The organism is Buttiauxella sp. AC038 (genome assembly GCF_979253565.1).
This window is the reverse complement of the sequence record NZ_CEEDCQ010000001.1, coordinates 2,592,478-2,617,941: the sequence shown is the minus strand read 5'-3', so window position 1 is coordinate 2,617,941 and position 25,464 is coordinate 2,592,478. Positions and strand designations below refer to the sequence as shown.

General features: G+C 50.2%; 23 protein-coding genes and 1 pseudogene. 19 read left to right on the top strand and 5 right to left on the bottom strand.

The genetic code is table 11. The features are described from left to right. The first annotated feature begins 54 nt into the window (after nt 1-54). The 8 genes from AC0IXI_RS12495 (at nt 55) to AC0IXI_RS12460 (ending at nt 6,176) form a co-directional block, all read left to right on the top strand. The gene (locus tag AC0IXI_RS12495) at nt 55-855 is read left to right on the top strand and encodes an OmpA family protein (protein ID WP_471682513.1); all 801 of its coding nucleotides are present in this window, start codon (nt 55-57) and stop codon (nt 853-855) included. Nucleotides 856-858: 3 nt separating this feature from the next. Then, the gene (locus AC0IXI_RS12490) at nt 859-1,746 is read left to right on the top strand and encodes a hypothetical protein (RefSeq protein ID WP_471682512.1); all 888 of its coding nucleotides are present in this window, start codon (nt 859-861) and stop codon (nt 1,744-1,746) included. A 100-nt stretch (nt 1,747-1,846) separates the two neighbouring features. After that, the gene (locus AC0IXI_RS12485) at nt 1,847-2,416 is read left to right on the top strand and encodes a helix-turn-helix domain-containing protein (protein WP_471682511.1); all 570 of its coding nucleotides are present in this window, start codon (nt 1,847-1,849) and stop codon (nt 2,414-2,416) included. Nucleotides 2,417-2,566: 150 nt separating this feature from the next. After that, nucleotides 2,567-3,280, top strand: a complete 714-nt coding sequence (locus AC0IXI_RS12480) for a glutamine amidotransferase (RefSeq protein ID WP_471682510.1) — start codon at nt 2,567-2,569, stop codon at nt 3,278-3,280. 172 nt (nt 3,281-3,452) lie between these two features. Then, a complete protein-coding gene (locus AC0IXI_RS12475; RefSeq protein ID WP_424222612.1) occupies nt 3,453-5,051 on the top strand; it encodes an ABC transporter substrate-binding protein in 1,599 nt (532 codons plus the stop codon). 72 nt (nt 5,052-5,123) lie between these two features. Continuing rightward, nucleotides 5,124-5,624 (top strand): GNAT family N-acetyltransferase, encoded by a 501-nt coding sequence (locus AC0IXI_RS12470; RefSeq protein WP_471682509.1) that lies wholly within the window; start codon nt 5,124-5,126, stop codon nt 5,622-5,624. Between the two features lie 4 nt (nt 5,625-5,628). Continuing rightward, complete coding sequence (locus AC0IXI_RS12465) at nt 5,629-5,820, top strand: hypothetical protein (RefSeq protein WP_064518778.1); 192 nt, start codon at nt 5,629-5,631, stop codon at nt 5,818-5,820. Nucleotides 5,821-5,942: 122 nt separating this feature from the next. After that, entirely contained in the window at nt 5,943-6,176 is a 234-nt protein-coding gene (locus tag AC0IXI_RS12460; protein WP_064518779.1) for a DUF2526 family protein, read from the top strand. A 68-nt stretch (nt 6,177-6,244) separates the two neighbouring features. Here the strand turns inward: AC0IXI_RS12460 and dtpB are convergent. Continuing rightward, nucleotides 6,245-7,722 (bottom strand): annotated as a pseudogene (gene dtpB / locus AC0IXI_RS12455) (dipeptide/tripeptide permease DtpB). A 449-nt stretch (nt 7,723-8,171) separates the two neighbouring features. On the opposite strand from dtpB, the gene atzF reads away from it, so the two are divergent. The 9 genes from atzF to AC0IXI_RS12410 all read left to right on the top strand — a co-directional run bounded on the left by atzF (nt 8,172) and on the right by AC0IXI_RS12410 (nt 21,090). Next, nucleotides 8,172-9,968, top strand: a complete 1,797-nt coding sequence (atzF, locus tag AC0IXI_RS12450; RefSeq protein WP_471682508.1) for an allophanate hydrolase — start codon at nt 8,172-8,174, stop codon at nt 9,966-9,968. Nucleotides 9,969-9,978: 10 nt separating this feature from the next. Further along, nucleotides 9,979-13,599: an urea carboxylase gene (gene uca / locus AC0IXI_RS12445; RefSeq protein WP_471682507.1), complete on the top strand. Its 3,621-nt coding sequence runs from the start codon at nt 9,979-9,981 to the stop codon at nt 13,597-13,599. Beyond that, entirely contained in the window at nt 13,596-14,276 is a 681-nt protein-coding gene (locus AC0IXI_RS12440; RefSeq protein ID WP_471682506.1) for a GntR family transcriptional regulator, read from the top strand. Before uca ends, AC0IXI_RS12440 begins: the two co-directional genes overlap by 4 nt. A 28-nt stretch (nt 14,277-14,304) precedes the next feature. Then, nucleotides 14,305-15,576 (top strand): urea ABC transporter substrate-binding protein, encoded by a 1,272-nt coding sequence (gene urtA, locus AC0IXI_RS12435; protein WP_064518784.1) that lies wholly within the window; start codon nt 14,305-14,307, stop codon nt 15,574-15,576. Nucleotides 15,577-15,681: 105 nt separating this feature from the next. After that, nucleotides 15,682-17,247 (top strand): urea ABC transporter permease subunit UrtB, encoded by a 1,566-nt coding sequence (urtB, locus tag AC0IXI_RS12430; protein ID WP_471682505.1) that lies wholly within the window; start codon nt 15,682-15,684, stop codon nt 17,245-17,247. Further along, nucleotides 17,247-18,320 (top strand): urea ABC transporter permease subunit UrtC, encoded by a 1,074-nt coding sequence (gene urtC, locus AC0IXI_RS12425; protein ID WP_064518786.1) that lies wholly within the window; start codon nt 17,247-17,249, stop codon nt 18,318-18,320. The genes urtB and urtC overlap by 1 nt, the downstream gene beginning before the upstream one ends. Continuing rightward, nucleotides 18,320-19,117: an urea ABC transporter ATP-binding protein UrtD gene (gene urtD, locus AC0IXI_RS12420; RefSeq protein WP_064518787.1), complete on the top strand. Its 798-nt coding sequence runs from the start codon at nt 18,320-18,322 to the stop codon at nt 19,115-19,117. Before urtC ends, urtD begins: the two co-directional genes overlap by 1 nt. Before the next feature lies 1 nt (nt 19,118). Continuing rightward, a complete protein-coding gene (gene urtE, locus AC0IXI_RS12415; protein ID WP_064518788.1) occupies nt 19,119-19,817 on the top strand; it encodes an urea ABC transporter ATP-binding subunit UrtE in 699 nt (232 codons plus the stop codon). A gap of 103 nt (nt 19,818-19,920) precedes the next feature. Continuing rightward, nucleotides 19,921-21,090: a GNAT family N-acetyltransferase gene (locus AC0IXI_RS12410; RefSeq protein ID WP_471682504.1), complete on the top strand. Its 1,170-nt coding sequence runs from the start codon at nt 19,921-19,923 to the stop codon at nt 21,088-21,090. Nucleotides 21,091-21,130: 40 nt separating this feature from the next. On the opposite strand, the gene ydeE is transcribed toward AC0IXI_RS12410, so the two are convergent. After that, complete coding sequence (ydeE, locus tag AC0IXI_RS12405) at nt 21,131-22,333, bottom strand: efflux MFS transporter YdeE (protein ID WP_134183242.1); 1,203 nt, start codon at nt 22,331-22,333, stop codon at nt 21,131-21,133. Between the two features lie 188 nt (nt 22,334-22,521). On the opposite strand from ydeE, the gene eamA reads away from it, so the two are divergent. After that, a complete protein-coding gene (eamA, locus tag AC0IXI_RS12400; protein WP_064518790.1) occupies nt 22,522-23,415 on the top strand; it encodes an O-acetylserine/cysteine exporter in 894 nt (297 codons plus the stop codon). Between the two features lie 45 nt (nt 23,416-23,460). Here the strand turns inward: eamA and marB are convergent, their stop codons facing one another. The 3 genes from marB to marR are packed head-to-tail and all read right to left on the bottom strand — an operon-like array spanning nt 23,461 to nt 24,559. Beyond that, nucleotides 23,461-23,676 carry a multiple antibiotic resistance regulatory protein MarB gene (marB, locus tag AC0IXI_RS12395; protein WP_064518791.1) on the bottom strand — a complete coding sequence of 72 codons (216 nt, stop codon included), beginning with the start codon at nt 23,674-23,676 and terminating at the stop codon, nt 23,461-23,463. 52 nt (nt 23,677-23,728) lie between these two features. Next, a complete protein-coding gene (gene marA, locus AC0IXI_RS12390) occupies nt 23,729-24,103 on the bottom strand; it encodes an MDR efflux pump AcrAB transcriptional activator MarA (protein WP_064518792.1) in 375 nt (124 codons plus the stop codon). Between the two features lie 21 nt (nt 24,104-24,124). Continuing rightward, nucleotides 24,125-24,559: a multiple antibiotic resistance transcriptional regulator MarR gene (gene marR / locus AC0IXI_RS12385; RefSeq protein ID WP_064518793.1), complete on the bottom strand. Its 435-nt coding sequence runs from the start codon at nt 24,557-24,559 to the stop codon at nt 24,125-24,127. 200 nt (nt 24,560-24,759) lie between these two features. Between marR and AC0IXI_RS12380 the strand changes: the two genes are divergently transcribed. Further along, nucleotides 24,760-25,431, top strand: coding sequence for a MarC family NAAT transporter (locus AC0IXI_RS12380; RefSeq protein ID WP_471682503.1), 672 nt, complete (start codon nt 24,760-24,762; stop codon nt 25,429-25,431). Nucleotides 25,432-25,464: the final 33 nt, after the last annotated feature.

The following is a 25,464-nucleotide window of genomic DNA, read 5'->3' as shown; positions in this document are numbered from 1 at the left end:
TATCCCCCGGCAGGAGAGTTGGGGGATTATTAGCAAATTAGGATGAGATATAAAATGAAATACGCTAACTATACAAGACTGGCTATTATTTTCAGCGCGGCAGTATTGCTTTCAGCTTGCACACGCTCTGTAAGCGATGTTGATTCTCAAGGTAAAACTGATAACCCAATATTCCCTGTTGCATCTAAAGCGGTAAGGGGCGAAGGTAGTTTTGTTAATCTTGATAATCTAAAACAAATGCGTTCAGGACTGACAAAAGCAGAAGTTTATGAACTTATTGGCACACCACACTTTAATGAAGGTGTATTCCGTGTAAAAGAATGGGACTATATTTTCCATTTTAATAAAGCTGATAATTCTGTACTGACTTGTCAATATAAAGTCTTGTTTGATGAACACATGAAAGCGCAAAGCTTCTTCTTCGCCCCTGATGACTGCCTGTCTAAATTAAAACAGCCTGTGGTCAACACTGTTGCTCACAAAGAGTTAAGTGCTGAAAGTTTATTTGCATTCGCGAGTGCAAAGCTTAGCGTTGACGGTAAGCAACAAGTTAATGCGCTTGCTGCCAATCTGAAAGTAAACAATTTAAAAAATAAACGACTGGTCATCACTGCATACACCGATCGTATCGGAAGTGCAGCAAGCAATATGCAACTTTCACTTGCTCGTGCAGAATCGGTTAAAGGGTTGTTGGTTGAAAATGGTCTTGCGGCCTCATTAATTGAAACTCGCGGCTTAGGTGATTCCAATCCACGGATAAGTTGCCCGGGTAAACAATCCACTGCTGTTATTAAATGTCTGGAACCTAATCGCCGCATGACTGTTGATGTTGTAGACTCACATTCAGGTAAGTAATCTATGAAAAATCTAACTAAGACCGCCTTTGGCGGTCTTTTATTCCTGCTAAGTTTTAATGGGTTCTGTGCGGCTGATAGCCTTAATGTTAAATACATTAATGTGCCTGCATATAATCTAATCAGTGACGCATTGAATAATATGAATGCCGTCAATGGAAAGCAGAATGACTTTATCATGAAACAAATATGCGATTTGGCGCGCGGAGATTCTACACAAGATGATGTAAACAGCTTTCTGGCAAAAAACAGTATTAAAGCCAATGAACTCCCTGCTAAAGGGACTTTATCAGCGCTGTTGGTCAATGGGAATCAGCCTGTGCAGGCTTACGTATGTGCCACGTATCTTGCGTCGATGCTATCGCAACCAGTAGATAACACTACCTTTTTGGAAGAGAAAAAGGATAAAAAAGGTAAGGCTACAACCGTTCTTAATGCAGAGAAGTTTGCCTCGGAAATGCGCATGAAAATGTCGCTGACGCAAGCGACGGCACAATTATATGCCGTGATAGCCAGTAACCTACCAACGGACTCAAACTCCTCAAGAGAGGATTACCTGAAAAGTGTGGTAAGCACGGTATACAATTATGCTCCGGAATATCTCAATTTAGTGAAAGAGGCCTATAAATCGGAAGTTGCAGAATACAACCCGGTTACGGTTAGCAAAAACTCGCTCTATGTCGAGGATACTCTAGGCAAAGAGTTGCAAATAACATCTGCTGGTGTTGTGCTCAAAAAAAATGGCGTGACATGGATAGGCAATGGGAAAATTTTAGGAAAGGAATATTTCTCAACGTTGAATGTTATTCCTGTAAAAAAAGACAAGCCGCAAGCTGAGTTACCGGTGGTGAATTCCGGCGTAAAAGAACTGAAGAAAAATAAATCAAATTAATAAAACACTATCTTAAGGACAGCTAATCATGCCTCTGGAACTTCTTTGTTAAAAGGGAAGAGGCTGACTGCGGAAGAGTCAATGTTTGTAGAGGGATGTTATGAATATTTATGTATTGACAGAGAATAGCTATTTGTTTTTGGGTGTTGCAAATTCCCTTAAGCAAAGAATGGATTGCCGCTGTGTTCAATTAAACCCTAATAGCAAAAGTAATAGTGAAATTTTTCACCTTACCAAACCAGGCGACATAGTGTTAGTTGCTCAAGAAAATTCAAATATCGACTTCACGATGTTAATGGAGTTAAATGAAACAAATGCATCCGTAATCATTGCGGCAAACCATGTTGACTGGAAAATAAGCAGTATTTTTAGGTTCGCAACCATTGCTCGTAAATTCTATTTAAGCGACCTACTGCAAAATATGTACTTAGTACAGGCGATTAACAATAAAGAGATTAAGCTCCCTAAGATTACAAAAACTGAGAGGGCGGTATTAAAGTTGGTTATGAACGGTATGACGATTAATTTTATTAGCTCCAGGCTTAATATTGCTACAAAAACAGCGTACTCTCATCAACGCAGTGCATTTAGAAAAATAGGCATCAGAAAGAGCCTGGATATTATTAAATTACCCAGTAACTATTTAAATTATTTATGTAGTGCGTGTTAATCTAATTAGCTTGAGGTTAACTGATTTTATAAATAAAGGTGTCCTGGGGGCGCCTTTTTCTATGGCAGAATTTATTAATAAAGTCATTGAGTCTGTGGGAAGTTTTGTGCTACTGATTATTCTTCTCTACATCGCCGGAGCGATTAATCAATGTCAGAAACACTACCGTTATTGCTAGTTCAAATGGGCCATCCTCCCACTGATATTCGCACGGCTGTTGGCGAACAGCCTGACTGGTTTAAAGCCGCGTTAGGTGATGTTGGCCCAATTAAAGTTGTTTGCCCCTTCGAAGGTGAACGACTGCCAGCGGCGGGTACGTTTAGCGGTGCGGTGATTTCGGGTTCATGGGCGATGGTCACCGACCATGAAGAGTGGAGTGAGCGCACGGCCAACTGGTTGCGGGAGATTATCGGCGCGGGAGTTCCGGTATTAGGTGTCTGTTACGGGCACCAGTTAATGGCTTACGCGCTGGGTGGAAAAGTGGATTACCATCCGCAAGGCAGCGAAGTGGGGCAAATTGCCGTCAGCTTGAATGATGCAGCACGTCATGACCCGTTACTTGAAGGTTTGCCAACATCTTTTGATACGTTTTTAAGCCACGAGCAAAGCGTGCTCACGTTACCGTCATGTGCCGTGGTACTTGCAGCATCCAGTCACGATCCGCACCAAATTATCCGCTATTCATCGACTGCACTTTCGGTGCAATTCCACCCAGAATTTAGTGCGCCAGTGATGAATAAAATCATTACCAGCCGTAGTGAAAGAGTGGCGATGAAAGGCAAGGACCGTGATGCCTTATTAGCCGCAGTGAGCGATACGCCTTTTTCGCGAGCGATCTTACAGCGGTTTGTTGCGTCATTGTAAATGAGTGTGGTGGTGTATTGTGCTGCCGGTGGCGTAAAAACGCACGAATATCACTATTAATGAATAACCTGAGAGCCTTTTGTTATTTGTCAGAATATAAGAGCTATGGTGTTATTGACGCTCAAAATTATAAGTTCACTTTTCATTTGGCAAGCATACAAAAGGCACAACTATGTCGACAGGGAAAACACTTCTCACACTGTTGCTCAGCAGTTTCTTACCCGCAACGGCTGCATTGGCTGCAGCGAATAACACGCTAGTTTATTGTTCAGAGGCCTCACCAGAATCCTTCAACCCACAAATTGCCAGCTCCGGCCCTACGTTTGTTGCCAGTTCGCAGACGCTCTATAACCGCCTGGTTGAATTTCGCCCAAGCGATAACTTACCGGTACCGTCATTGGCTACCGAATGGAAAATCAGCCCGGATGGTAAAACGTATACTTTTACCCTGCGTAAAGGCGTGAAGTTCAATAGCAATAAAGAGTTTAAGCCGACCCGCGATTTCAATGCTGACGATGTCGTTTTCTCAGTCATGCGCCAGAAGGACCCGAAAAACCCGTACCACAACGTGTCGCAGGCGACTTACGAATACTTCAATGATGTCGGGCTCGATAAGCTGATAACCGAAGTTAAAAAACTTGATGATAACCACGTTCAGTTCACCCTGAGCGAACCTAACGCGGCATTCCTTGCAGACTGGGGTATGGATTTCGCTTCAATTCTTTCCGCAGAATATGCTGATGCGATGCTAAAAGCGGGCACACCTGAAAAAGTGGATACTGCGCCAATCGGCACAGGGCCGTTTGCGTTGCAGGAATATAAAGTAGATTCGTTGATTCGCTATGTGGCGAACCCGAACTACTGGAATGGTGAAGTGCCAACCAAACATCTGATCTTCTCCATTACACCAAACGTCCAGACGCGTATGGCGAAATTGCAGAAGAACGAATGCCAGATTATTCCAGCCCCGGCTCCGGTGCAATTTGACGCCATTAAAGCCGACAAAGATCTAACTTTACACACGGTAGATGGCCTGAACGTCGGTTATCTGGCGTTTAACACCACCAAAAAGCCATTTGATAACGTGTTGGTACGCCAGGCGTTGAATTACGCCGTAGATAAACAAGCTATTATCAATGCAGTGTTTATGGGGTCGGGTACGATTGCTAAATCTCCAATCCCGCCAACAATGTTGGGTTTCAATAAAGATCTCAACGATCGCACCTATAATCCTGAAAAGGCCAAAGCACTGTTAAAACAAGCAGGACTTGAGAAGGGCTTCGATACGGATTTGTGGTCAATGCCGGTGCAGCGTCCATATAACCCGAACTCCCGTCGTATCGCCGAGATGATTCAGCATGACTGGGCAAAAGTGGGTGTGAACGCGAAAATCGTCACCTTTGAGTGGGGCGAATACCTTTCAGGCATGCGTAAGGGTGAGCACTCCTCCGCACTGTTTGGCTGGATGAGTGATAACGGCGACCCGGATAACTTCGCAGATACTCTGCTTGGTTGTGGCAGCATCAAGAGTGGTTCTAACGCCGCACGCTGGTGCGACAAAGATTACGATGCGTTAACGCAAAAAGCGAAACTGATCAGCGACCCGGCTGCGCGCGCTAAACTCTATGAGCAGGCGCAAGAAGTGTTCTATCAACAAGCGCCGTGGATCCCACTGGCAAACGGTAAAACTTTCTACGCAACACGCAGTAATGTGACGGGTTATAGCGTTAGCCTGAATGGCAGTGATTTCTCGAAAGCGAAATTGAATTAATCTCGACGGACGCTTCCTGATTTGGGAAGCGTCATATTTTGGACTCGGTAAATACACAAACAAGGATGAAAAATGGTTACGTTCAAACCTATGTTAAACCATGATTTTCTGGCCTTTGTTGATTACTTCGTTGTGGATTATGCAAGTGAGATAGCCAGTAGTTATCGACTATCCGAAGCGGATGCTTTGTTACAGGCGCGACGTGAGACAGAGGCAAGTTTCCCGGACGGTGAAAAGAGTGCCGGGCAGGTCGTGTTATGCATTACACAAACCCATTTGGGTGAAGAACAGCATATTGGCTATCTATGGTATAAGCCGGACTCAGAGCTAAAATCTGTTTATATCAACGACTTTTATCTCTTTCCTCACTTTCGTGGCCTGGGGCTGGGTAGTGAGGCGATGAAAAGTCTGGAAGAGCGGCTAATTCAACAAGGCTATAACCAGATCAAACTTCGGGTGGCTGCTGATAACCGCAGAGCCAGACAGGTCTATGAAACTAACGGTTTTGCTGTCACCGGTATCAATATGAACAAAATATTGGGTGTTTCTTCCCATCCTGCTTCTGAAGATTAATGGTATGGAATCGTTTTTCTCCTCTATCGCAAACTGCCGCGTTCGCTGGCTGGACTTGCCCGATAGCGATTTCACTAAAGTTCAAACCCTGAAAATCACGACTACAGTATTACCAGACTGCGGGCATTCAATGTCGTGGGAAAATCCGTCTGCGTTGTCCGATGCTCTGGATGCATTCTGCAAAATGCATGAGTGAATGGGCAGGACGGTGATACTTATGCTTGAAAAATTGCTGCCGAGTCATAGCGATAGAGATAAATTTATTGATTCCTCACCTGAAAAGGTTAGGGTGTCGGTACAAAAATTAAGGAGATTGTTATGGCGCACCTTGAAGACGTAATTGCCCGCGTAGACGCAGCGGTAACTGAAAATGTGATTGAGCATATGAATGAGTTGCTGATTGAACTGAGCGACGATGCTGAATTAACCCGCGAAGACCGTTACGCACAGCAGCAGCGTTTACGTAACGCCATTGCGCAGAAGGGCCATCATCACAAAGCGGAAGTGGAACAGCGCCGTGATGATTTAACTAAAGGCGGCACCATTATTTAAGTTTCAGAAAGTGTTATCACAAACCGCCTTCGTTGAAGGCGGCGTGATAAGAAACAAAGACGAAGAAGTTAAGCGGTTTTCACTTCCGGTTGCATATTCATCATACGGTTTAGCCACGGCACCATTGCGGCCATAATCAGCGCGATAACAAAGGTCGTGATGCCAATTTTGCTGAATACGCCGGTATAAATCGGCAGCGTTTGCAGCGGGTCGTTAAGGGATTCCGGCACTGCCGTGAAGGTGGCAACGTAGCCGCCGAGCAGGAAGGCTGCGGCCTGTGTCAGGAACCACATTCCGAGAATAAAGCCCATCATATATTGCGGCACCAGTGCTGCAACCATCGCCAAACCTAAGGCGCTTATCATCAGTTCACCCAGGCTCTGGAACAAATACACCAGCACGATAAACCACGGTGAAGTCAGCCCTTGCGCGTCAGCAAACCACATGCCAGCGGCAGCGGCAGTTAAAAAGCCTAACGAACACAGGAACATGCCGAGAGTGAATTTGGCAGGCATCGTCAGATCTTTGCCTTTGGCACCAAAACGGGTATACAGCGAAGCCAGAATAGGGCTGGCGACCACCACCCAGAATGGGTTCAGAGCCTGAAAACTGACGGGGTTGATAGTAAAACCGAGAATTTCATGGCGCACGTTATTGATAGCAAAGAAGTTCAGCGACGTCGGCATCTGGGCATACAGAATGTAAAACAGTACCGCTTCAATCATCAGCACAAAAGCGACGTACATGCGGTTGCGATCGCTTTTGTTTTGCTTCGCGGCCTCACGGAAGAAGAGGAAAATCACGATGATGGACAGCACAATTAACACAATATTGGCCACTTTTACGTTATGCATCAGCCAGGCACAAACGTAAATCATCAGCACAGTTCCCGCTAAAACCAGCAGTAAGTTTTTGTAGCTCATCGGCTTGCTATCGGGTTCCGAGCCAATGTCGCGCACCATGCCACGGCAGCAGAAATAAACCAGCAATGCGAAGACTAAGCCAATGCCGCACAGGTTGTAGGTAACGGCGTAGCCATATTTGTTGGCAATGACAGGAGCAAGAGACAAAGACAACAAAGAACCGATGTTGATAGACATGTAAAAGAGGGTGAATGCGCCGTCCAGACGGGGATCTTTTGGCGGATAACATTTCGAAAGCAGACTGGCCGGGTTGGCTTTAAATAGCCCGTTGCCCACCGCAATGGTGCCCAGGGCAATAAAGATCATATCAGGATTATGCAGCGACAAACCGGTCATAAAGTAGCCCAGAGCCAGTACCACGGCACCAAGAACCATCGTGCGTTTTGTTCCTAATAAATGATCGCCAACGTAACCACCGATTGAGATCAGCCCGTAAACCAGAGCGGCAAAGGCACCAAAGGTAACAAAGGCCTGTTCCTGTGAAAAACCGAGCTCTTTAACGAAGAAAACGGCCAGAATACCTTGCACGCCGTAGTATCCAAAACGCTCCCATAACTCAACAAAAAAATCATAAAAAACGGTTTAGGTTGCTGCAATAAACCGGTAGGGGCGGGCTTATTCATTTTCGTTTGCCTTTAGACATTTTAAGGAAGTATAAGCAGCTATTGGCGCTATACCTAAGTTCGATCTGTGATGGAATCGTATTCTATTCTGCGCATTCGCATGCGGTGTTAATGCCATATCTAAGCCGATACTTAGGGTATTGTATGGTTAATTTGCTTTCCTGGTGGTTGATCACACTATCAAATCATGAGCATGACATTTTTTATGTTTGCCGCGGTTATCTACTCTACAAAACGACCGATTTATTAATAAGCATAAGAAAATATTATGACATTGTTTATTTGCACCTTTCTGGATAAATAACTGAATCCTTCGCTCTATAAGAGTGCGAAAAATGAATGATGCGTTCTTAGGTATATTTAAATCTCTTGATTATCAGCGCCGTAAATACCTGGCACGCTAAATGCTTTATTCATCTCATCTTGTATACCAGATGGGATTCCAGTTTATGTCAGTAGCGACTTTGTCTGAATGGGTAGCCAGTTACCGCCAGCATCCGCAACAACTTGTGGTGGCATATCAGCAATTAGATGCAGATTTATCCCGTGATGATAACGCCTGGATATATATTGCGACGCATGACGAAATCTATGCGCAATTAACCACAATTTTTCAGGCGATTAATTCTGGTGAAAAACAAGCGACCGACTTGCCTTTATTAGGCGTTCCTTTTGCGGCGAAAGATAATATTGATGTCGCCGGAATGCCCACCAGCGCCGCATGTCCTGCTTTTACCTATACACCAGAAAAAGATGCAACGGTAATCGCTCGTCTGAAAGCGGCGGGTGCAATTGTGGTAGGTAAAACTAACCTCGACCAGTTCGCGACCGGGTTAGTTGGCACACGCTCACCATTTGGTGCGGTGAAAAATACCTTTAACCCGGAATATGTCAGCGGTGGCTCAAGCTCTGGCTCCGCATCGGTGGTGGCGCGTGGACTGGTGTGCTTCTCGCTGGGAACCGATACCGCAGGCTCCGGGCGCGTCCCAGCCGGGTTTAACAATATTGTTGGCCTGAAACCCACCAAAGGCTGGATTTCTACCACAGGCGTCGTCCCTGCATGTCGCCTGAATGACTGTGTTTCGGTGTTCGCGCTAACCGTTGAAGATGCACAAACCGTAGCCGCCGTTGCTGGTGGTTACGATCCACAAGATCCGTACTCCCGTTCAAACCCGCAAACTGCACCGGCACGCTTTAGTGAAAAACTCCGTTTTGCCATTCCCGACCGTCTTGAATTTTTCGGTGACACCTTAAGCGAAAACGCATTCGCCAAAACCTTGCTGCGTTTGCAGCAGCAGGGCGCGGAACTGGTGCCGATTGATTTCACGGCCTTTAACCAGTTGGCCGAGCAGCTTTATTACGGCGCGTGGGTGGCAGAGCGCACCGTGGCGGTTGGCGAGATTTTTAAAAACAAGCCTGAAGCGATGGACCCCACCGTGCGCGGTATTGTGGCAAACGGTCTGAATTACACGGCTTGCGATGCCTGGCAGGCGGAATACACCCGTGCTGAGCTGGCGCAAAAAATTAACGCACAGCTCAGCGAGTTTGACGCGCTGGTGGTGCCAACGTCACCGACCATTCATACCCTTGCTGAAATGGCGCAAGAACCGGTGCGCTACAACTCGCAATTTGGCACTTACACCAACTTTACGAACCTGGCTGACCTTTGTGCTTTAGCACTGCCGGGTGATTTCCGCGCCGATGGAATCCCTGCCGGGATAACGCTTATCGCACCCGCATGGCATGACCAGGCGCTGAGCCACTTCGGGAACAGCTGGCAGCAGGCATTGAATTTGCCATTAGGCGCCACCGGTAAAACGCTGCCTGCGAGTAATGCCGCAAAACCATCAGTCAATCACGTTCGCGTTGCTGTCGTGGGCGCACATCTGCGCGGAATGCCGCTCAACCACCAGCTCACCACACGTAATGCGGTGTTTATCGAGGAGTCCTTTACTGCCGCCAATTATCGCCTTTACGCGCTGGCTAATACTCAGCCGCCGAAACCGGGCCTTGCACGCAGTTCCGAAGGGCAACCGATTGCAGTTGAGCTGTGGGACATCCCGCTGGCGCGCTTTGGTGAGTTTGTGGCGGAAATCCCGGCCCCGCTGGGGATTGGCACATTAACGCTTGAAGATGGCCGCAACGTGAAAGGGTTTATTTGCGAACCCGCAGCACTCTCAAATGCCACGGATATCACCGCGTGGGGCGGCTGGAAAGCCTGGCTTGCCCGCCACCATAGCGCTTAAGGAGACGACAATGTTTAGCTCTGTATTGATAGCTAACCGCGGTGAAATTGCCGTTCGGGCAATTAAAACGCTCAAAAAAATGGGTATCGGCAGTGTTGCTGTTTACTCCGACCCTGATGCTAACGCGCAGCATGTGATTGATGCCGATGTGGCGATTGCGCTCGGTGGCGAAAAAGCAGCGGACAGTTACCTCGATATTGAGAAGATCGTTGCCGCTGCTAAAGCGAGCGGTGCGCAGGCGATATTCCCGGGCTACGGTTTTTTATCGGAACGCGCGGAGTTTGCCCAGGCCTGTGCTGATAACGGGCTGGTGTTCATCGGCCCAACCGCCGAACAAATTCGGGATTTCGGCCTGAAACACCGCGCTCGTGAACTGGCTTTTAAAGCTGATGTGCCGATGACACCGGGAACGGGCTTGTTGCTGACCCTGAAAGAAGCGCAGCTGGCGGCGGCTGAAATTGGCTACCCGGTGATGTTGAAAACCACCGCAGGTGGCGGGGGAATTGGCCTAACGCGCTGCGAAGATGAAGCGAGCCTGATTGATGCCTGGTCGAGCGTAAAACGTATGGGCCAGCAGTTTTTCAGCGATGATGGCGTGTTTATCGAGCGCTTTGTCGACCGTGCGCGCCATCTTGAAGTGCAGATTTTTGGCGATGGCAAAGGCAAGGTGGTCGCGCTGGGCGAACGTGATTGTTCGTTGCAACGTCGCAACCAGAAAGTGGTGGAAGAAACCCCGGCACCCAACTTGCCGCAAGCCACGCGTGAAGCGATTCATGCCGCAGCCGTGGCACTCGGTGAATCAGTTAATTACCGCAGCGCCGGCACCGTGGAATTTATCTACGACGCCGCCCGTGATGCGTTCTATTTCCTCGAAGTGAACACCCGTTTGCAGGTCGAGCATCCGGTCACCGAAATGGTCACCGGGCTGGATCTTATCGAATGCATGATTAACGTCGCCGCAGGCGTCACGCTTGACTGGCAGCGTTTAGCGCATCCGCCAAAAGGGGCCGCCATCGAAGTGCGTATTTACGCCGAAGATGCGCTGAAAAACTTCCAGCCAAGTCCTGGCGTGTTGACTGACGTTTACTTCCCGCAGGATGTGCGGGTCGATGGTTGGGTTAGTACCGGCAGTGAGGTCAGTGCGTTTTACGATCCGATGATCGCCAAAGTGATCGTTTACGGTGGCGATCGTCAGCAGGCGTTAAGTAAACTGAACACGGCACTTGCCGCCACGCGTTTACACGGTATTGCGACCAATCTCGATTACCTGCGTCAAATTGTGCAACTGGCGGAATTTAAAGCTGGAGTGATGTGGACCCGCCTGCTGGATGACGTGGTTTACCAGGCTCATGCCATTGAAGTGCTGGAACCCGGCACCTGGAGCAGCGTGCAGGACAGCCCTGGCCGCCTGGGTTACTGGGATATTGGCGTGCCGCCGTCCGGCCCAATGGATGATTTTGCGTTCCGTCTTGCCAACCGCATTGTTGGCAACCATCCGTCTGCCGCAGGTCTTGAATTTACCTTGCAGGGGCCGACGCTGCGTTTCCATAGCGCCGCAACTATCGCGTTAACCGGTGCAGATTGCCCGGCAACGCTTGATGACGAAGAAGTCCCATATTGGCAGCCGGTGATCGTCAAGGCGGGGCAGACGTTAAAACTGGGGCGTGCGACCTCGGGTTGTCGCACTTATCTGGCGGTACGCAATGGTTTCGACGTGCCGGTTTATCTCGGCAGCCGTTCTACATTTGCCCTCGGGCAGTTCGGCGGTCATGCCGGGCGCACTTTGCGCGTGGCAGATGTGCTGGCGATTTCCCAACCGTGCTTACCGGCGTGCACCACGCCTGCGCCGATTTCACTGCCGCAAACGCCGGAACCGGCAGTTATCCCGCAATACAGCGATGTGTGGGAAATTGGCGTGTTGTACGGGCCGCATGGTGCACCTGATTTCTTCACCCCTGAATCCATGCAGACGTTCTTTGAAGCCGAGTGGCAGGTTCACTACAACTCGAACCGCCTCGGCGTGCGTTTAGTCGGCCCTAAACCTGAATGGACGCGGGCTGACGGCGGCGAAGCGGGGCTTCATCCTTCCAACGTTCATGATTGTGAATACGCGATTGGCGCGGTGAACTTTACCGGTGACTTCCCGGTGATCCTGACGCGTGACGGCCCAAGTCTGGGCGGGTTTGTTTGCCCGGTTACCATCGCGAAAGCGGAACTGTGGAAAGTCGGGCAGGTGAAGCCGGGCGACCGTATTCGTTTCCACTCGATCACCTTTGAACATGCGCAGTCGCTGGAAATTGCACAAGATGTGGCAGTTACCAATTTGCTGCATGTGTTAAACCTGCCGGATTTGCACCCGTCGATTAAACCGACCACTACCTCAAGTGCGGCAATTCTCGCAGAACTGGATGCTCAGAGTGATTTACCTGCCGTTGTTTACCGCCAGGCGGGCGACAACTATGTGCTGATCGAATACGGCGACAACGTGCTGGATTTGGCGCTGCGCCTGCGTATTTATCTGCTGATGAAAGCCATCAAACAGGCCGGAGTTTCCGGTATTGAAGAGCTTTCGCCGGGTGTGCGTTCGCTGCAAGTGCGTTATGACAGCCAGCATATTTCCCAGTCGCAATTACTCACTTTACTGCTGGGTCTGGAAAAACAGCTGGGCGATGTCACGAAACTCAAAATTCCGTCGCGTATTGTGCATCTGCCGATGGCCTTTGAAGACAGCGCCACGCTTGCGGCGGTTGAACGTTACAAAGAAACCGTGCGGGCTGATGCACCATGGCTGCCCAATAACGTCGATTTCATTCAGCGCACCAATGGCCTGGCGCACCGTGACGAAGTGCGGGACATCATCTTTAACGCCAGTTATTTGATTCTGGGATTGGGGGATGTATATCTCGGCGCCCCTTGCGCGGTGCCACTTGACCCGCGTCACCGCTTGTTGAGTTCGAAATATAACCCGGCCCGCACCTGGACTGCCGAAGGCACCGTCGGTATTGGCGGTATGTATATGTGCATCTACGGCATGGATTCGCCGGGTGGCTACCAGTTGGTTGGGCGTACGTTGCCTATCTGGAACAAATTCCTTAAGAACGAACAGTTTGGTGATGAGCCATGGCTGCTGAAGTTCTTCGACCAGGTGCGTTTCTATCCGGTCAGCGAAGACGAGCTGACCGAATTCCGTAGCGCCTTCCGCGAAGGACGTGCCGAGGTGCGTGTTGAACAGGTTGAGTTTGATTTTGCCGCTTACACCACCTTTCTTGCCGACAACGCCGACGACATTGCTGATTTCCGCTCGCGCCAACAGCGTGCGTTTGTCAGTGAAGTGGCGCACTGGAAGGAGCAGGAAAGTGCTGCGGTCGAGAGCGCGATGCTTGCGCAAGAAGAGTTGGTTGAAGATCAGCCAGGTCAGCTGGTGAGCGCGGATCTCAACGGCAATATCTGGAAGATCCTTGTGGAGCCAGGACAGGCTGTGAAGCAGGGCGAGCCGTTGATCGTGGTGGAAGCTATGAAAATGGAGCTGATGGTGAGCGCACCTTGCGATGGCACCGTTATTCGTATCAGTTGCCAGCAGGGTCGCCAGGTAGGGCCCGGTGATGCATTGCTGTGGCTGGATGCGGTGTGAATAAGAAACCCGAAGGTATCGCCGAGCGTATCCACCGCTTGTTGAAGCAGGAAATCTTTGATTTCCAGCTTCTGCCGGGTGACAGATTTAGCGAAAACGACATCGCAGTGCGCATGGCCGCCAGCCGAACTCCGGTGCGCCAGGCATTGTATGCCCTTGAGCAAGAAGGGTATGTCGAGGTACAGCCACGCAGCGGTTGGCAGATAAAAGCGGTGGATTTCGATCATCTGGAGTCGCTCTACGATCTGCGCATTGTACTGGAGCTCGAAGCCGTAAAACGTCTGTGTATGTTGCCCACAGAGGTGCGTCCGCTGCCGCTTCAGGCGCTGAAACAGTTCTGGATTGATGCGCCACAACTGGCCGATGGTGCTGAAGTTGCCAGCCACGACGAGGTGTTCCATATGACGCTGGTTGAGGCCACAGGAAACCCGGAAATGGCGCGGGTCCATCGCGAAATCACCGAAAAAATTCATATTGTGCGGCGGCTGGATTTCACCAAACGTCCGCGCGTAAGTGCCACATATCTCGAGCATGGACAGATTTTGCTCGCCATTTTGAACCGTCAACTTCAGGAGGCGCAGACCCGCTTACACGACCATATAGCCGCAAGTCAGAAAGAGGTCCGTCAAATTACTCTCCATATGCTTCATCAGGCGAAGCATGGGGTTATTCGCTAATTCGGGTTAAATCTGGGGTATACACACTATGCAACGTCGCACCTTCATTAAAGCTTTCGCGCTCTCCGCGTCGGTAGTCAGCATGGGGCTAGCCTTCAGCGCACAAGCTGCCGACACCATCAAAGTGGGCATCATGCACTCGCTGTCCGGCACTATGGCTATCTCTGAAACGCCGCTCAAAGATGTGGCGCTGATGACCATCGCTGACATTAACGCCAAAGGCGGCGTACTGGGTAAACAGCTCGAACCGGTGGTGGTTGATCCGGCCTCCAACTGGCCGTTGTTCGCTGAAAAAGCGCGCCAACTGTTAAGCCAGGATAAAGCGGCGGTGGTGTTTGGTTGTTGGACATCGGTATCGCGCAAATCTGTGTTGCCGGTATTTGAAGAGCTGAACGGGCTGCTGTTCTACCCGGTGCAGTATGAAGGTGAAGAGATGTCGCCAAACGTATTCTACACGGGGGCTGCACCTAATCAGCAGGCAATTCCGGCAGTGGAATACCTGATGAGCGAAGATGGCGGAGCGGCGAAACGCTACTTCCTGTTAGGCACGGATTACGTTTATCCGCGCACCACCAACAAGATTCTGCGCGCTTTCCTGCATTCCAAAGGCGTGCAGGATAAAGACATCGAAGAAGTTTATACCCCGTTTGGCTATAGCGATTACCAGACCATTGTTTCCAACATCAAGAAATTCTCCGCAGGCGGCAAAACCGCGGTTATCTCCACCATTAATGGTGACTCCAACGTGCCGTTCTACAAAGAACTCGCCAACCAAGGCCTGAAAGCAACCGATGTGCCGGTGGTGGCGTTCTCGGTCGGTGAAGAAGAGTTGCGCGGGATTGACACTAAACCACTGGTCGGCAACCTGGCGGCGTGGAACTACTTTGAATCGGTTGATAACCCAACCAACAAAGCGTTTGTCGCCGAATGGAAAGCGTACGCCAAAGCTCACAAGCTGCCGAATGCTGACACCGTTGTCACCAACGACCCGATGGAAGCAACCTACGTTGGCATCCATATGTGGGCACAGGCGGTGGAAAAAGCCGGAACTACGGATGTCGACAAAGTACGCGCGGCGATGGCGGGGCAAACCTACAAAGCGCCATCTGGTTTTACGCTCACCATGGACGCCACCAACCACCATCTGCATAAGCCGGTGATGATTGGTGAAATTGAAGGCAACGGCCAGTTCAACGTGGTGTGGCAGACCGATGCACCAGTACGCGCTCAGCCGTGGAGCCCGTTCATTGCAGGCAACGACAAGAAGTCTGAAGAGCCTGTGAAAATGGCGAGTAACTAAAGTAAAACCTGCGTCGGATGACGCTAGCGCTTATCCGACCTACGGTTTGGATTTTGTTGGGGGGATAAGCGCAGCGTCATCGACCAAAAATTCCAGGAGACGCCCATGAAATATGTACGCTGGCTGTTAATCATGGCCTGGCTGCTGCCGTGCTTCGCCCGCGCCGGAGATGCCGAAGATTTTGCCGCGGCGAACCGCACGCAACAGGCGAAACTGCTGCAAACCTGGGCGGCGGCACCGGATGCAAAACGTTTACCGCTATTAAGTGCCCTCGGGGCTGAAAGTCTGGTGGTTGACGAACAACATCATGCTTTTGTGCAAAACAGTTCCACACTCACACCGCTGGGTGATGCAAAAGCGCCAACGGGTGAGGTTAAAAAAGTCCGGCTGACTAATCGTTTACGCATTCTTGCGGGCAGTGCGCTCGCCAGTCATCGACTAATAAGTGACAACGTCACTGAACGTATGCAAGCGGCAAAGACCCTGCAACGCGATGTGCAGCCTGATCTGCTGCCACTGTTACAACAAAGACTTAAAGCCGAAACAAACGAAGATGTTCGCAGCGAGCTTGAGGGTGTTGTGGCACAACTACAACTCACCAGCAGCGACGCAAAAGTGCGCCTGAACGCGGTGGAGTTACTTAGCCATTCTGCTGACCCCGATACACAAGCATTGCTCAAACCGCTGAGTGATGCGCAGACCGAACCCGATGCGCAGGTGCGCAAAGCCGCCAATGAAGGACTGCAAAAAATTCAGCACCGTTTAATGCTGGGCGACATTCTCGGCCAGGCGTTCATGGGGATTTCGTTAGGTTCTATTTTGCTGTTAGCCGCCCTGGGGCTTGCAATCACCTACGGTTTGCTGGGCGTGATTAATATGGCACATGGCGAAATGCTAATGCTGGGAGCTTACTCCGCATGGCTGGTGCAAAGCGTATTTCAGCATTACGCGCCATCATTGCTGACGTTTTACCCGATTGTCGCCTTGCCCGTCGCCTTTGCTATCACCGCTGGAATCGGTATGGCGCTGGAGCGCACGGTGATTCGCCATTTGTACGGTCGCCCGCTGGAAACATTGTTGGCGACATGGGGTATTAGCCTGATGCTGATTCAGATTGTGCGCATGGTGTTTGGTGCGCAAAACATGGAGGTCGCTAACCCTTCGTGGTTGTCTGGTGGCGTACAAGTGCTGCCGAACCTGATTTTGCCGTGGAACCGCCTCGTTGTGATTGGCTTTGTGATGCTGGTATTGCTGTTTACCTGGCTGCTGCTGAACAAAACTCGTCTTGGCATGAATGTGCGAGCCGTGACGCAAAACCGTGCCATGGCTGCCTGCTGCGGCGTGCCAACCGGACGTGTGGATATGCTGGCGTTTGGGCTGGGTTCAGGCATTGCAGGTCTTGGCGGCGTAGCGCTCTCGCAGCTTGGCAATGTCGGCCCCGAGCTGGGACAAGGCTACATTATCGACTCCTTCCTTGTGGTGGTGCTCGGCGGTGTTGGCCAACTGGCGGGAACCGTGGCTGCGGCATTCGGTCTGGGTATCTTCAACAAGATACTGGAGCCGCAAATTGGCGCGGTACTGGGTAAAATCCTCATCCTGGTGCTGATTATTCTGTTTATCCAAAAACGCCCGCAAGGTCTGTTCGCCCTGAAAGGGAGGGTTATTGACTAATGAGCCAGCCGCTAACGTTAACACTCACCCGCAAAGCGCCGCGCATTTCTCTGGTACTGGGTTCACTGATTGTGGTGCTGATGCTGACATTGCCGTTTCTGACGCTGTTGCCAGCCAGCCATCCACTGAGCCTTTCGACTTACACGCTGACGCTGGTTGGTAAAATCCTCTGTTATGCCACGGTAGCCGTTGCGCTGGATTTGGTGTGGGGCTACGCCGGACTGTTGTCTCTTGGACACGGCATTTTCTTTGCCCTTGGCGGCTACGCGATGGGAATGTATCTGATGCGCCAGGCCGCAGGCGACGGGCTGCCCGCGTTTATGTCGTTCCTTTCCTGGGATCAACTGCCGTGGTTCTGGTGGGGAACCCAGCATTTTGCCTGGGCGCTGGCCCTGATTGTATTGGTACCAGGTCTATTGGCGCTGGTGTTTGGCTTCTTTGCCTTTCGCTCAAAAATCAAAGGCGTCTATTTCTCGATAATGACCCAGGCGCTGACCTACGCCGGAATGCTGCTGTTCTTTCGTAATGAAACTGGCTTTGGCGGTAATAACGGTTTCACCGGTTTCACCACTATTTTAGGCATGCAGATTACCGCCACGAGCACGCGCATCGGGTTGTTTATCGCCACGGTGTTGTTGCTGCTCGCAAGCCTTGGGATAGGTTTTGCACTCGCGCGCAGCAAGTTTGGGCGGGTATTGACGGCGGTGCGCGATGCGGAAAACCGCCTGGTGTTCTGCGGTTACGACCCGAAAGGTTTCAAATTGCTGGTGTGGACATTATCTGCTGTGCTTTGCGGGCTGGCGGGGGCGTTGTATGTGCCACAGGTGGGTATCATCAACCCCGGTGAAATGTCACCAACTAACTCTATCGAAGCGGCTATCTGGGTGGCGTTGGGTGGACGCGGCACCTTGATAGGCCCAATCCTTGGCGCAGGGTTGGTTAACGGTGCGAAAAGCTATTTCACCATGGCGGTGCCGGAATACTGGCAGCTGTTCCTGGGGCTGATTTTTATCGTCGTAACCCTGTTTTTACCGCGTGGCGTGATCGGCTTGCTGCGTAAGGGAGAAAAATAATGCTACCAGGTGAACCGCTATTTACTCGGCAGTACGAGGCAGACCGATTCCGCGATCAAACCGATCCGGTGCTGATGCTGGAAAACATTAATGTCAGTTTTGACGGTTTTAAGGCACTGACCGATCTTTCACTCAATATTGGCGTTGGCGAATTGCGCTGCGTGATTGGCCCTAATGGTGCCGGTAAAACGACATTGATGGATGTGATTACCGGGAAAACCAAACCGCAAAGCGGGCGAGCTTTTTACGATCAATCGACCGATTTACTGCGTTTAGAACCGGCGGATATCGCGCAACGTGGTATCGGACGTAAATTCCAGAAGCCGACGGTTTTCGAGGCCCTGACGGTGTTTGAAAACCTGGAGATTGCGCAGAAAACAGATAAATCGGTGTGGGCGAGCCTGCGGGCGAAACTCAACTCTGAACAACGGGATCGCATTGACGAAATGCTGGTGACGCTGCGACTTGGCGCGGAACGCCATCGTAAAGCCGGGCTGCTTTCCCACGGGCAAAAACAGTTTCTCGAAATCGGCATGCTACTCGTGCAGGAGCCGCATTTGCTGCTGCTTGATGAACCCGCAGCAGGCATGACGGATGCCGAAACCGAGTATACCGCCGAGCTTTTTCGCGGGCTGGCAGGTAAGCATTCGCTGATGGTGGTGGAACATGATATGGGCTTTGTGGAAACCATTGCCGATCACGTTACGGTACTGCATCAGGGCCAGGTGCTGGCAGAAGGATCGCTTCGTGAAGTGCAGGCCAACGAGCAAGTGATTGAAGTGTATCTGGGGAGATGAAATGTTACAGGTCAACGATCTAAACCAATACTACGGTGGCAGTCATATTTTGCGCGGCGTCTCGTTTGAAGCAAAAATTGGTGAAGTCACCTGCCTGCTGGGGCGCAATGGGGTGGGGAAAAGTACGCTGTTGAAATGCCTGATGGGGCTGATCCCGGCAAAATCCGGCAGCGTGAACTGGCAGCAGAACAACATCACCAGCCGTAAACCGCACCAGCGTGTGCAGGCGGGAATTGCCTATGTGCCGCAAGGGCGCGAAATATTTCCGCGTCTGACGGTGGAGGAAAACCTGCTGATGGGGCTTTCACGCTTTGCAGGGCGAGATGCAAAGCAGGTACCGGAAGAAATTTACCAGCTTTTCCCTGTGCTTAAAGAGATGAAACAACGGCGCGGTGGCGATCTCTCTGGTGGCCAACAGCAGCAGTTGGCAATAGGTCGTGCGCTGGCATGTAAACCACAGTTATTGATTCTGGACGAACCAACAGAGGGGATTCAGCCATCGGTAATTAAGGAGATCGGTCAGGTTATTGGTAGCCTTGCCGCCAAAGGTGATATGGCTATTTTGCTGGTGGAACAGTTTTATGATTTTGCCGCGCAGCTTGCCGATAACTATTTGGTTATGTCGCGTGGCTCGATTATCCAGCGTGGTAAGGGTACCGATATGGAAACCGATGGGGTCCGGGGGCTGGTGGCGATTTAGACATTATGGTCTGGTTTATCACAAAAATTATGGCTCTGTTTGTTATGCCATCACTTGTTTATATTCAGGTAACTTATCGTTATTGCGCCCGTGGAGGCCTGAATTGACTATAAATGAACATCAACAACCGGTTGGCCATGCACTTCCGGATTGGCAGCCTTGCCCGCGCCCACAGCGTGTAGTGCTGGAAGGGGGTTATTGCCGCCTTGAACCGCTGGCACCTTCTCATACCACTTCACTTTGGGCGGCGTGGAATACGGCAAAAGACAACAGCGGCTGGACGTATTTGAGTGTTGGCCCCTTTGCGGGCCTTCAGCAATTTGCCGATTTCATAGCGACTGCGGCGCAAAGCCACGATCCCATGCATTACGCAGTAGTTGATACCCAAAGCGGCGACGCGTTGGGCACTGTGTCTCTAATGCGCATCGACCCGGCAAATGGTGTGATAGAAGTCGGTTTCGTTATGTATTCTCCATTATTACAGCGCACCGTTCAGGCAACCGAAGCTCATTACCTGTTAATGAAGTACGCCTTTGAGCTGGGTTACCGTCGTTATGAGTGGAAGTGTGACAGCCTGAATGGCCCATCGCGCCATGCGGCTATTCGCCTGGGCTTCCGTTATGAAGGTCTATTCCGCCAGGCCGTAGTGTATAAACAGCGCACTCGAGATACTGCGTGGTTTTCAATTCTCGATAGCGAATGGCCGCAAATTCAGCAGGCGTTTGAAGTGTGGCTAAGTGTTGAAAATATGGCTGGCGGTGTGCAGAAGCAGGGGCTGGCAAGGATTCGTGCAAATCTGATGAGCAATCGCCCAATCCATGCCACGCATGCGGTGCAGGTGCGCGCTCTGGTGCAAAGCGATTACACACAGTGGGCCGCGTTATGGCAGGGGTATCTGACGTTTTACAACTCGCAAATCAGTGACGTTGTCACGAAATTAACATGGCAGCGAATGCTTGATGCCGCCGAGCCTATGTATGCGCTGGGCGCGTTCGATGAGCAGGGTAAAATGGTGGGTATTGTGCATATGGTTTATCACCGTGGCACCTGGTCGGCTGAGGATCATTGCTATCTTGAAGATCTGTTTACCGCGCCTGATTCGCGTGGCAAAGGGGTTGGCCGGGCACTGATTGAAGGTGTTTATCAGCATGCGCAATCGAAAGGTTGCGGGCGAGTGTATTGGCATACCCATGAAACCAATGCGGCAGGCCAGGCGTTATACGACAAGTTGGCGGATAAGCCTGGGTTTATTCAGTATCGCAAAAATTTATAGCCAGTTATTTCGGGTGGATTAGCGAAGCGACATCCACCATTTAATTGAGTGCCAACTGCGGTTTCACCGCCATTCCTTTCACAATCATCAGATAGGCCAGTGCAATTGCCACCATCAGCGCTACGAATAACATTGATGGCGGGAACCAGGTCAGCATCAAGCCGGTGAACAGCGGGGTACATGCACCGCCTAACCAACCCAACTGCTGCGCCGAAAAGTAGCTCGCTTTAAGCCCTTCAGGTGCAATGTTATCAACCAGCATATATTCACCTGGCGCAAAGATTAGCTCACCGAGTGTAAACACTGCCGCAGAGACTCCCCATAACAGCAGGTTATCGCCTGAAATCATAAAACCTGCCAGACCCACTATAAAAAACAGCGTACCGTAGCCCATCAGTTTTTTGATGTTGTCCGGGCGAATGCGTTTGCCGACCATATACTGGAAAACTACCACCACAAAAGCATTCACCGGCAGTACCACTCCCACCACTTTTTGCGCCAAATCTGAATCAGAGATCGCAATCGCGTATTGCGATAAACAGGCAGCAAAAGAGCCAAACACCAGCGAACCAAGAAATGCGGACAAGGTGAAATACATCAATGCCTTGTCTTTAAGCATCTGACGCGGGGAAAGTACTACCCCATCGGTAGAACGTGAAGGAGCAACCGGTACACTGTGCACATAGCGGCTAATCACGATAAACGGGATTATTGCAGTTAGGGCTGAAAGCCAAAATGGCAGGTTGGTGCTGTAGAGCACCGCCAGCGTGCCGATTGGTGGGCCGACCGTCCAGCCGATATTGGCGAAGGTGTAATTAAGCGAGAATATTTTCGGCTTTTGATGAATTTCTAACGTGTCAGAAAAATACCCTTTCAGCACCGTGGCAAATACCGAATACGCGCAGTTTATGAGCGAATAGAACACCACCACCAGAACGGCACTATTTACCAACGGAATAGCGATAAAGCCGCCGAGGAAAATCACTATCGACAACAGCATGTATATTTTCTTGTCGAATTTATCCGCGAGAATGCCAAACCACAGGCTAAATACCACACCCGCCGTTAGCGCGATAGTCAGCGCCATACCAATTTCGCTTAACGGCATACCGTACTGCCGCGAAAGATAAATGGTCATAAATGGCAGTGTCAGACCGCGCCCTACGGTGAGTAGTAGCGAAGAGAGCAGTAAAACGCTGATGGAGAGTTGCTTACCAGAAAAACGCGCCGCTAAAGAAACCATTTTGTTGTGTGTTTTTAGTATGTTCACGAAGATGTGTTTCAGATTTAGCATGAAGAATCGGCAAAGTATAGATGGCGTTTATCATGGAATGCTTTCTGTGCTTATGCTTAAAAGTGCGATCTGTATCTGTTTTCAGATTGGATATAGCCTTAAATTTTAACAAAATTGCAATAAAACGAGGGCAGGGTATGACGCGTAAAGATGGGCTACTGGCGATGCTGGTGGTTGTCGTGTGGGGGCTTAATTTTGTAGTCATTAAGATGGGATTACACAATATGCCGCCGCTGTTACTGGCTGGTTTGCGCTTTCTGCTGGTTGCCTTTCCCGCGTTGCTGTTTGTCGCGCGTCCTAAAATTCCCTTTCGCCTGCTTGCCGCTTACGGGCTGACTATCAGTTTTGGGCAGTTTGCGTTCCTGTTTAGCGCTATCAAGTTTGGTATGCCCGCTGGACTTGCTTCACTGGTGCTTCAGGCGCAGGCATTTTTCACCATTATCCTTGGTGCGTTTGTGTTTCAGGAGCGCCTGCAAGGTAAACAGTTGGCGGGAATAACGCTCGCGGTGATCGGGGTGCTGGTGTTGATTGAGGGCAGTCTCGGTGGGCAGCATGTTGCTTTGCTCGGTTTTATGTTGACGTTAGCGGCGGCACTTAGCTGGGCATGTGGGAATATCTTCAATAAGAAAATCATGCAGCTTGAACCTCGTCCACCCATTATGTCTTTGGTGGTGTGGAGCGCATTAATACCAGTACTGCCGTTCTTTGCCGCCAGTTACTTGCTTGATGGCCCAAACGTGATGTGGCAAAGCCTGATTGCCATTGATATGACGACGATTTTGTCGCTGGTATATCTGGCCTTTGTGGCGACGATAGTCGGTTATGGCATTTGGGGAAGTTTATTGGGGCGCTATGAAACCTGGCGAGTTGCGCCATTGTCATTGCTGGTGCCCGTTGTGGGGATGGCGAGTGCCGCGTGGTTACTGGATGAAACACTGTCGTTCACGCAGTTGGCAGGGGCGTTACTGATTATGGGCGGCTTGTATATTAACGTCTTTGGATTGCGGATTAGACGAGCGATAGTGAGTTAATTTCATCTGGCGGGCTAGCGTAAGTGCGCCCGCCAGATGCGGAAATTAGCGCGTGCTTTCGTGGTAGTAAGGCGTACCCAATAACTCTGATTTATCACCAATCGTTTCGTGGGAACTGCAATTGGTATGGCTGTCAGAAGGAGGGAGAATCATCCCGCCGTGATTGCTTTGGGTGGCGTTAAAACTGCCGGGCTGCTCCGCCAGAGCGTTAGCGGAAGCCAGAATCAGTACCAGGCTTACAGCGCCGATAAAACGTTTCATAAATCCTCGGTGTCTGTTTTAACCAGACGGTTGCATAGCGTTTGTTAATTTTTTAATGATTTAGCGGGTGAATAAACTTTCCTTCGCCACCTGAACACGCAACGCGGTATCTGTGAGGTGGCACAGAGAAGTAATTCTTGAACGTGCGGGTGAGTGTCTGTTGTGACTCAAACCCATAACGCTCTGCTAAATAGAGAATCGGCTCGTTGCTTTCTTTAAGCATGAGGGCGATCTCGGTCAATTTGCGATTGCGGATGTATTGGCCTAATGAATGACCAGTCTCTTTTTTAAACATCCTTTGCAGGTGCCACTTCGAGTAGCCAGAACGCTGTGAAACCTTCTCAAGTGACAGAGGGTTTTCCAGATTCTCTTCTATCCAGTCCAAAATGCTTTGAATTGTTATGGCATCATTGTTCCGTCTGGACATCGTTTCACCTCTTTTCAGGTTTTACGGTAATACTTTTGTCAGCAGTTGATAAAGTGTGTTCACTTCGTCATCTGTCAGGTTTTTAGTTAGCTCTTGATGCAGGTTTTGCCCCACAAGCTGGTGGCATTTTTCGCACAACGTTTTCCCTTCTGGAGTCAGTCGTACCAGCACACCGCGTTTGTCGTTTGGGTTGGGCAAGCGTTCGATCCATCCTTTGGACAGTAGGCGATCTAACATGCGCGTGAGCGCACCGAGGTCTACCGACAACGCTTTCTTCAATTCCACCGGTTGCAAACACCCTTCGCAATAAATGCTGCAAAGCACCTTAAATTGCGTAGCGGTGATATCGAGAGGGGAAAGGTGATCGTTTAGCAGGCGATCCTTATGCTGGTTAACCATATGGATAAGGCGCCCCAAAGGAATGACTTCGTTAAACAGATCGTTGGTGCTTTTCACTATGATTGCCCAGGCAAGTATATTTAATCACGGCAGATATTATTGCTCAGGCAACCATAAGTCAACGTGATGGTTCTGCGATGACACGAATAGCTAAAACGGTTCAGTTTTTAACATTGATACAAATCCGATAACGTAAACGCAGAAGGTTGGCTGCTATACTCAGCAGCGCATAAAGCAACCGAATGAAAGGGTAAAAGATGATGGAATTGGTTAAGGCCATAGGGTTTGGATTAGTGGTGCTACTGCCGCTGGCTAACCCATTGACCACTGTGGCATTGTTCCTCGGCCTTGCCGGAGATATGAACAAAAAAGCGCGTGATAAAACCGCGTTGATGGCGTCAGTCAACGTCTTCATCATCATGATGGTTGCGTATTACGCTGGGCAAGTTGTGATGAATACGTTCGGTATTTCGATACCCGGTCTGCGTATTGCGGGTGGTTTGATTGTTGCGTTTATTGGCTTCAGGATGCTATTTCCGCAACAAAAGGCACATGAGTCCCCCGAAGCACACTCGAAAGCTGAGGAACTGGAACAAGAGCCGGATACCAATATCGCGTTTGTGCCGCTTGCGATGCCAAGCACCGCAGGTCCTGGTACCATTGCGATGATTATCAGTTCATCGTCAACGATTGAACACGGCGTCAATTTCTCTAATTGGGTTGTGTTGGTGGCGCCACCGATAATTTTTGCACTGGTGGGCGTGATCTTATGGGGAAGTTTGCGCAGTTCTGGCGCGATTATGCGTCTGGTCGGCAAAAGCGGTATTGAGGCAATTTCCCGTCTGATGGGCTTCTTGCTGGTTTGTATGGGTGTGCAATTTATTATTAACGGCGTGCTGGAAATTATTACCCACTTCCCGGCGCAGTAAGTTTAATAAGGGCCGCGGTATCAGACCGTAGCC

Excerpts from the sequence above, each read along its gene's own strand:
- AC0IXI_RS12380 (WP_471682503.1), top strand. The coding sequence starts at position 24,760 with ATGATGGAATTGGTTAAGGCCATAGGGTTTGGATTAGTGGTGCTACTG.
- urtC (WP_064518786.1), top strand. The coding sequence starts at position 17,247 with ATGAGCCAGCCGCTAACGTTAACACTCACCCGCAAAGCGCCGCGCATT.
- AC0IXI_RS12465 (WP_064518778.1), top strand. The coding sequence starts at position 5,629 with ATGGAATCGTTTTTCTCCTCTATCGCAAACTGCCGCGTTCGCTGGCTG.
- urtD (WP_064518787.1), top strand. The coding sequence starts at position 18,320 with ATGCTACCAGGTGAACCGCTATTTACTCGGCAGTACGAGGCAGACCGA.
- AC0IXI_RS12480 (WP_471682510.1), top strand. The coding sequence starts at position 2,567 with ATGTCAGAAACACTACCGTTATTGCTAGTTCAAATGGGCCATCCTCCC.
- urtB (WP_471682505.1), top strand. The coding sequence starts at position 15,682 with ATGAAATATGTACGCTGGCTGTTAATCATGGCCTGGCTGCTGCCGTGC.
- eamA (WP_064518790.1), top strand. The coding sequence starts at position 22,522 with ATGACGCGTAAAGATGGGCTACTGGCGATGCTGGTGGTTGTCGTGTGG.
- AC0IXI_RS12490 (WP_471682512.1), top strand. The coding sequence starts at position 859 with ATGAAAAATCTAACTAAGACCGCCTTTGGCGGTCTTTTATTCCTGCTA.
- AC0IXI_RS12470 (WP_471682509.1), top strand. The coding sequence starts at position 5,124 with ATGGTTACGTTCAAACCTATGTTAAACCATGATTTTCTGGCCTTTGTT.
- marA (WP_064518792.1), bottom strand. The coding sequence starts at position 24,103 with ATGTCCAGACGGAACAATGATGCCATAACAATTCAAAGCATTTTGGAC.
- atzF (WP_471682508.1), top strand. The coding sequence starts at position 8,172 with ATGTCAGTAGCGACTTTGTCTGAATGGGTAGCCAGTTACCGCCAGCAT.
- AC0IXI_RS12485 (WP_471682511.1), top strand. The coding sequence starts at position 1,847 with ATGAATATTTATGTATTGACAGAGAATAGCTATTTGTTTTTGGGTGTT.
- AC0IXI_RS12460 (WP_064518779.1), top strand. The coding sequence starts at position 5,943 with ATGGCGCACCTTGAAGACGTAATTGCCCGCGTAGACGCAGCGGTAACT.
- urtA (WP_064518784.1), top strand. The coding sequence starts at position 14,305 with ATGCAACGTCGCACCTTCATTAAAGCTTTCGCGCTCTCCGCGTCGGTA.
- ydeE (WP_134183242.1), bottom strand. The coding sequence starts at position 22,333 with ATGGTTTCTTTAGCGGCGCGTTTTTCTGGTAAGCAACTCTCCATCAGC.
- uca (WP_471682507.1), top strand. The coding sequence starts at position 9,979 with ATGTTTAGCTCTGTATTGATAGCTAACCGCGGTGAAATTGCCGTTCGG.
- AC0IXI_RS12495 (WP_471682513.1), top strand. The coding sequence starts at position 55 with ATGAAATACGCTAACTATACAAGACTGGCTATTATTTTCAGCGCGGCA.
- AC0IXI_RS12475 (WP_424222612.1), top strand. The coding sequence starts at position 3,453 with ATGTCGACAGGGAAAACACTTCTCACACTGTTGCTCAGCAGTTTCTTA.
- urtE (WP_064518788.1), top strand. The coding sequence starts at position 19,119 with ATGTTACAGGTCAACGATCTAAACCAATACTACGGTGGCAGTCATATT.
- marB (WP_064518791.1), bottom strand. The coding sequence starts at position 23,676 with ATGAAACGTTTTATCGGCGCTGTAAGCCTGGTACTGATTCTGGCTTCC.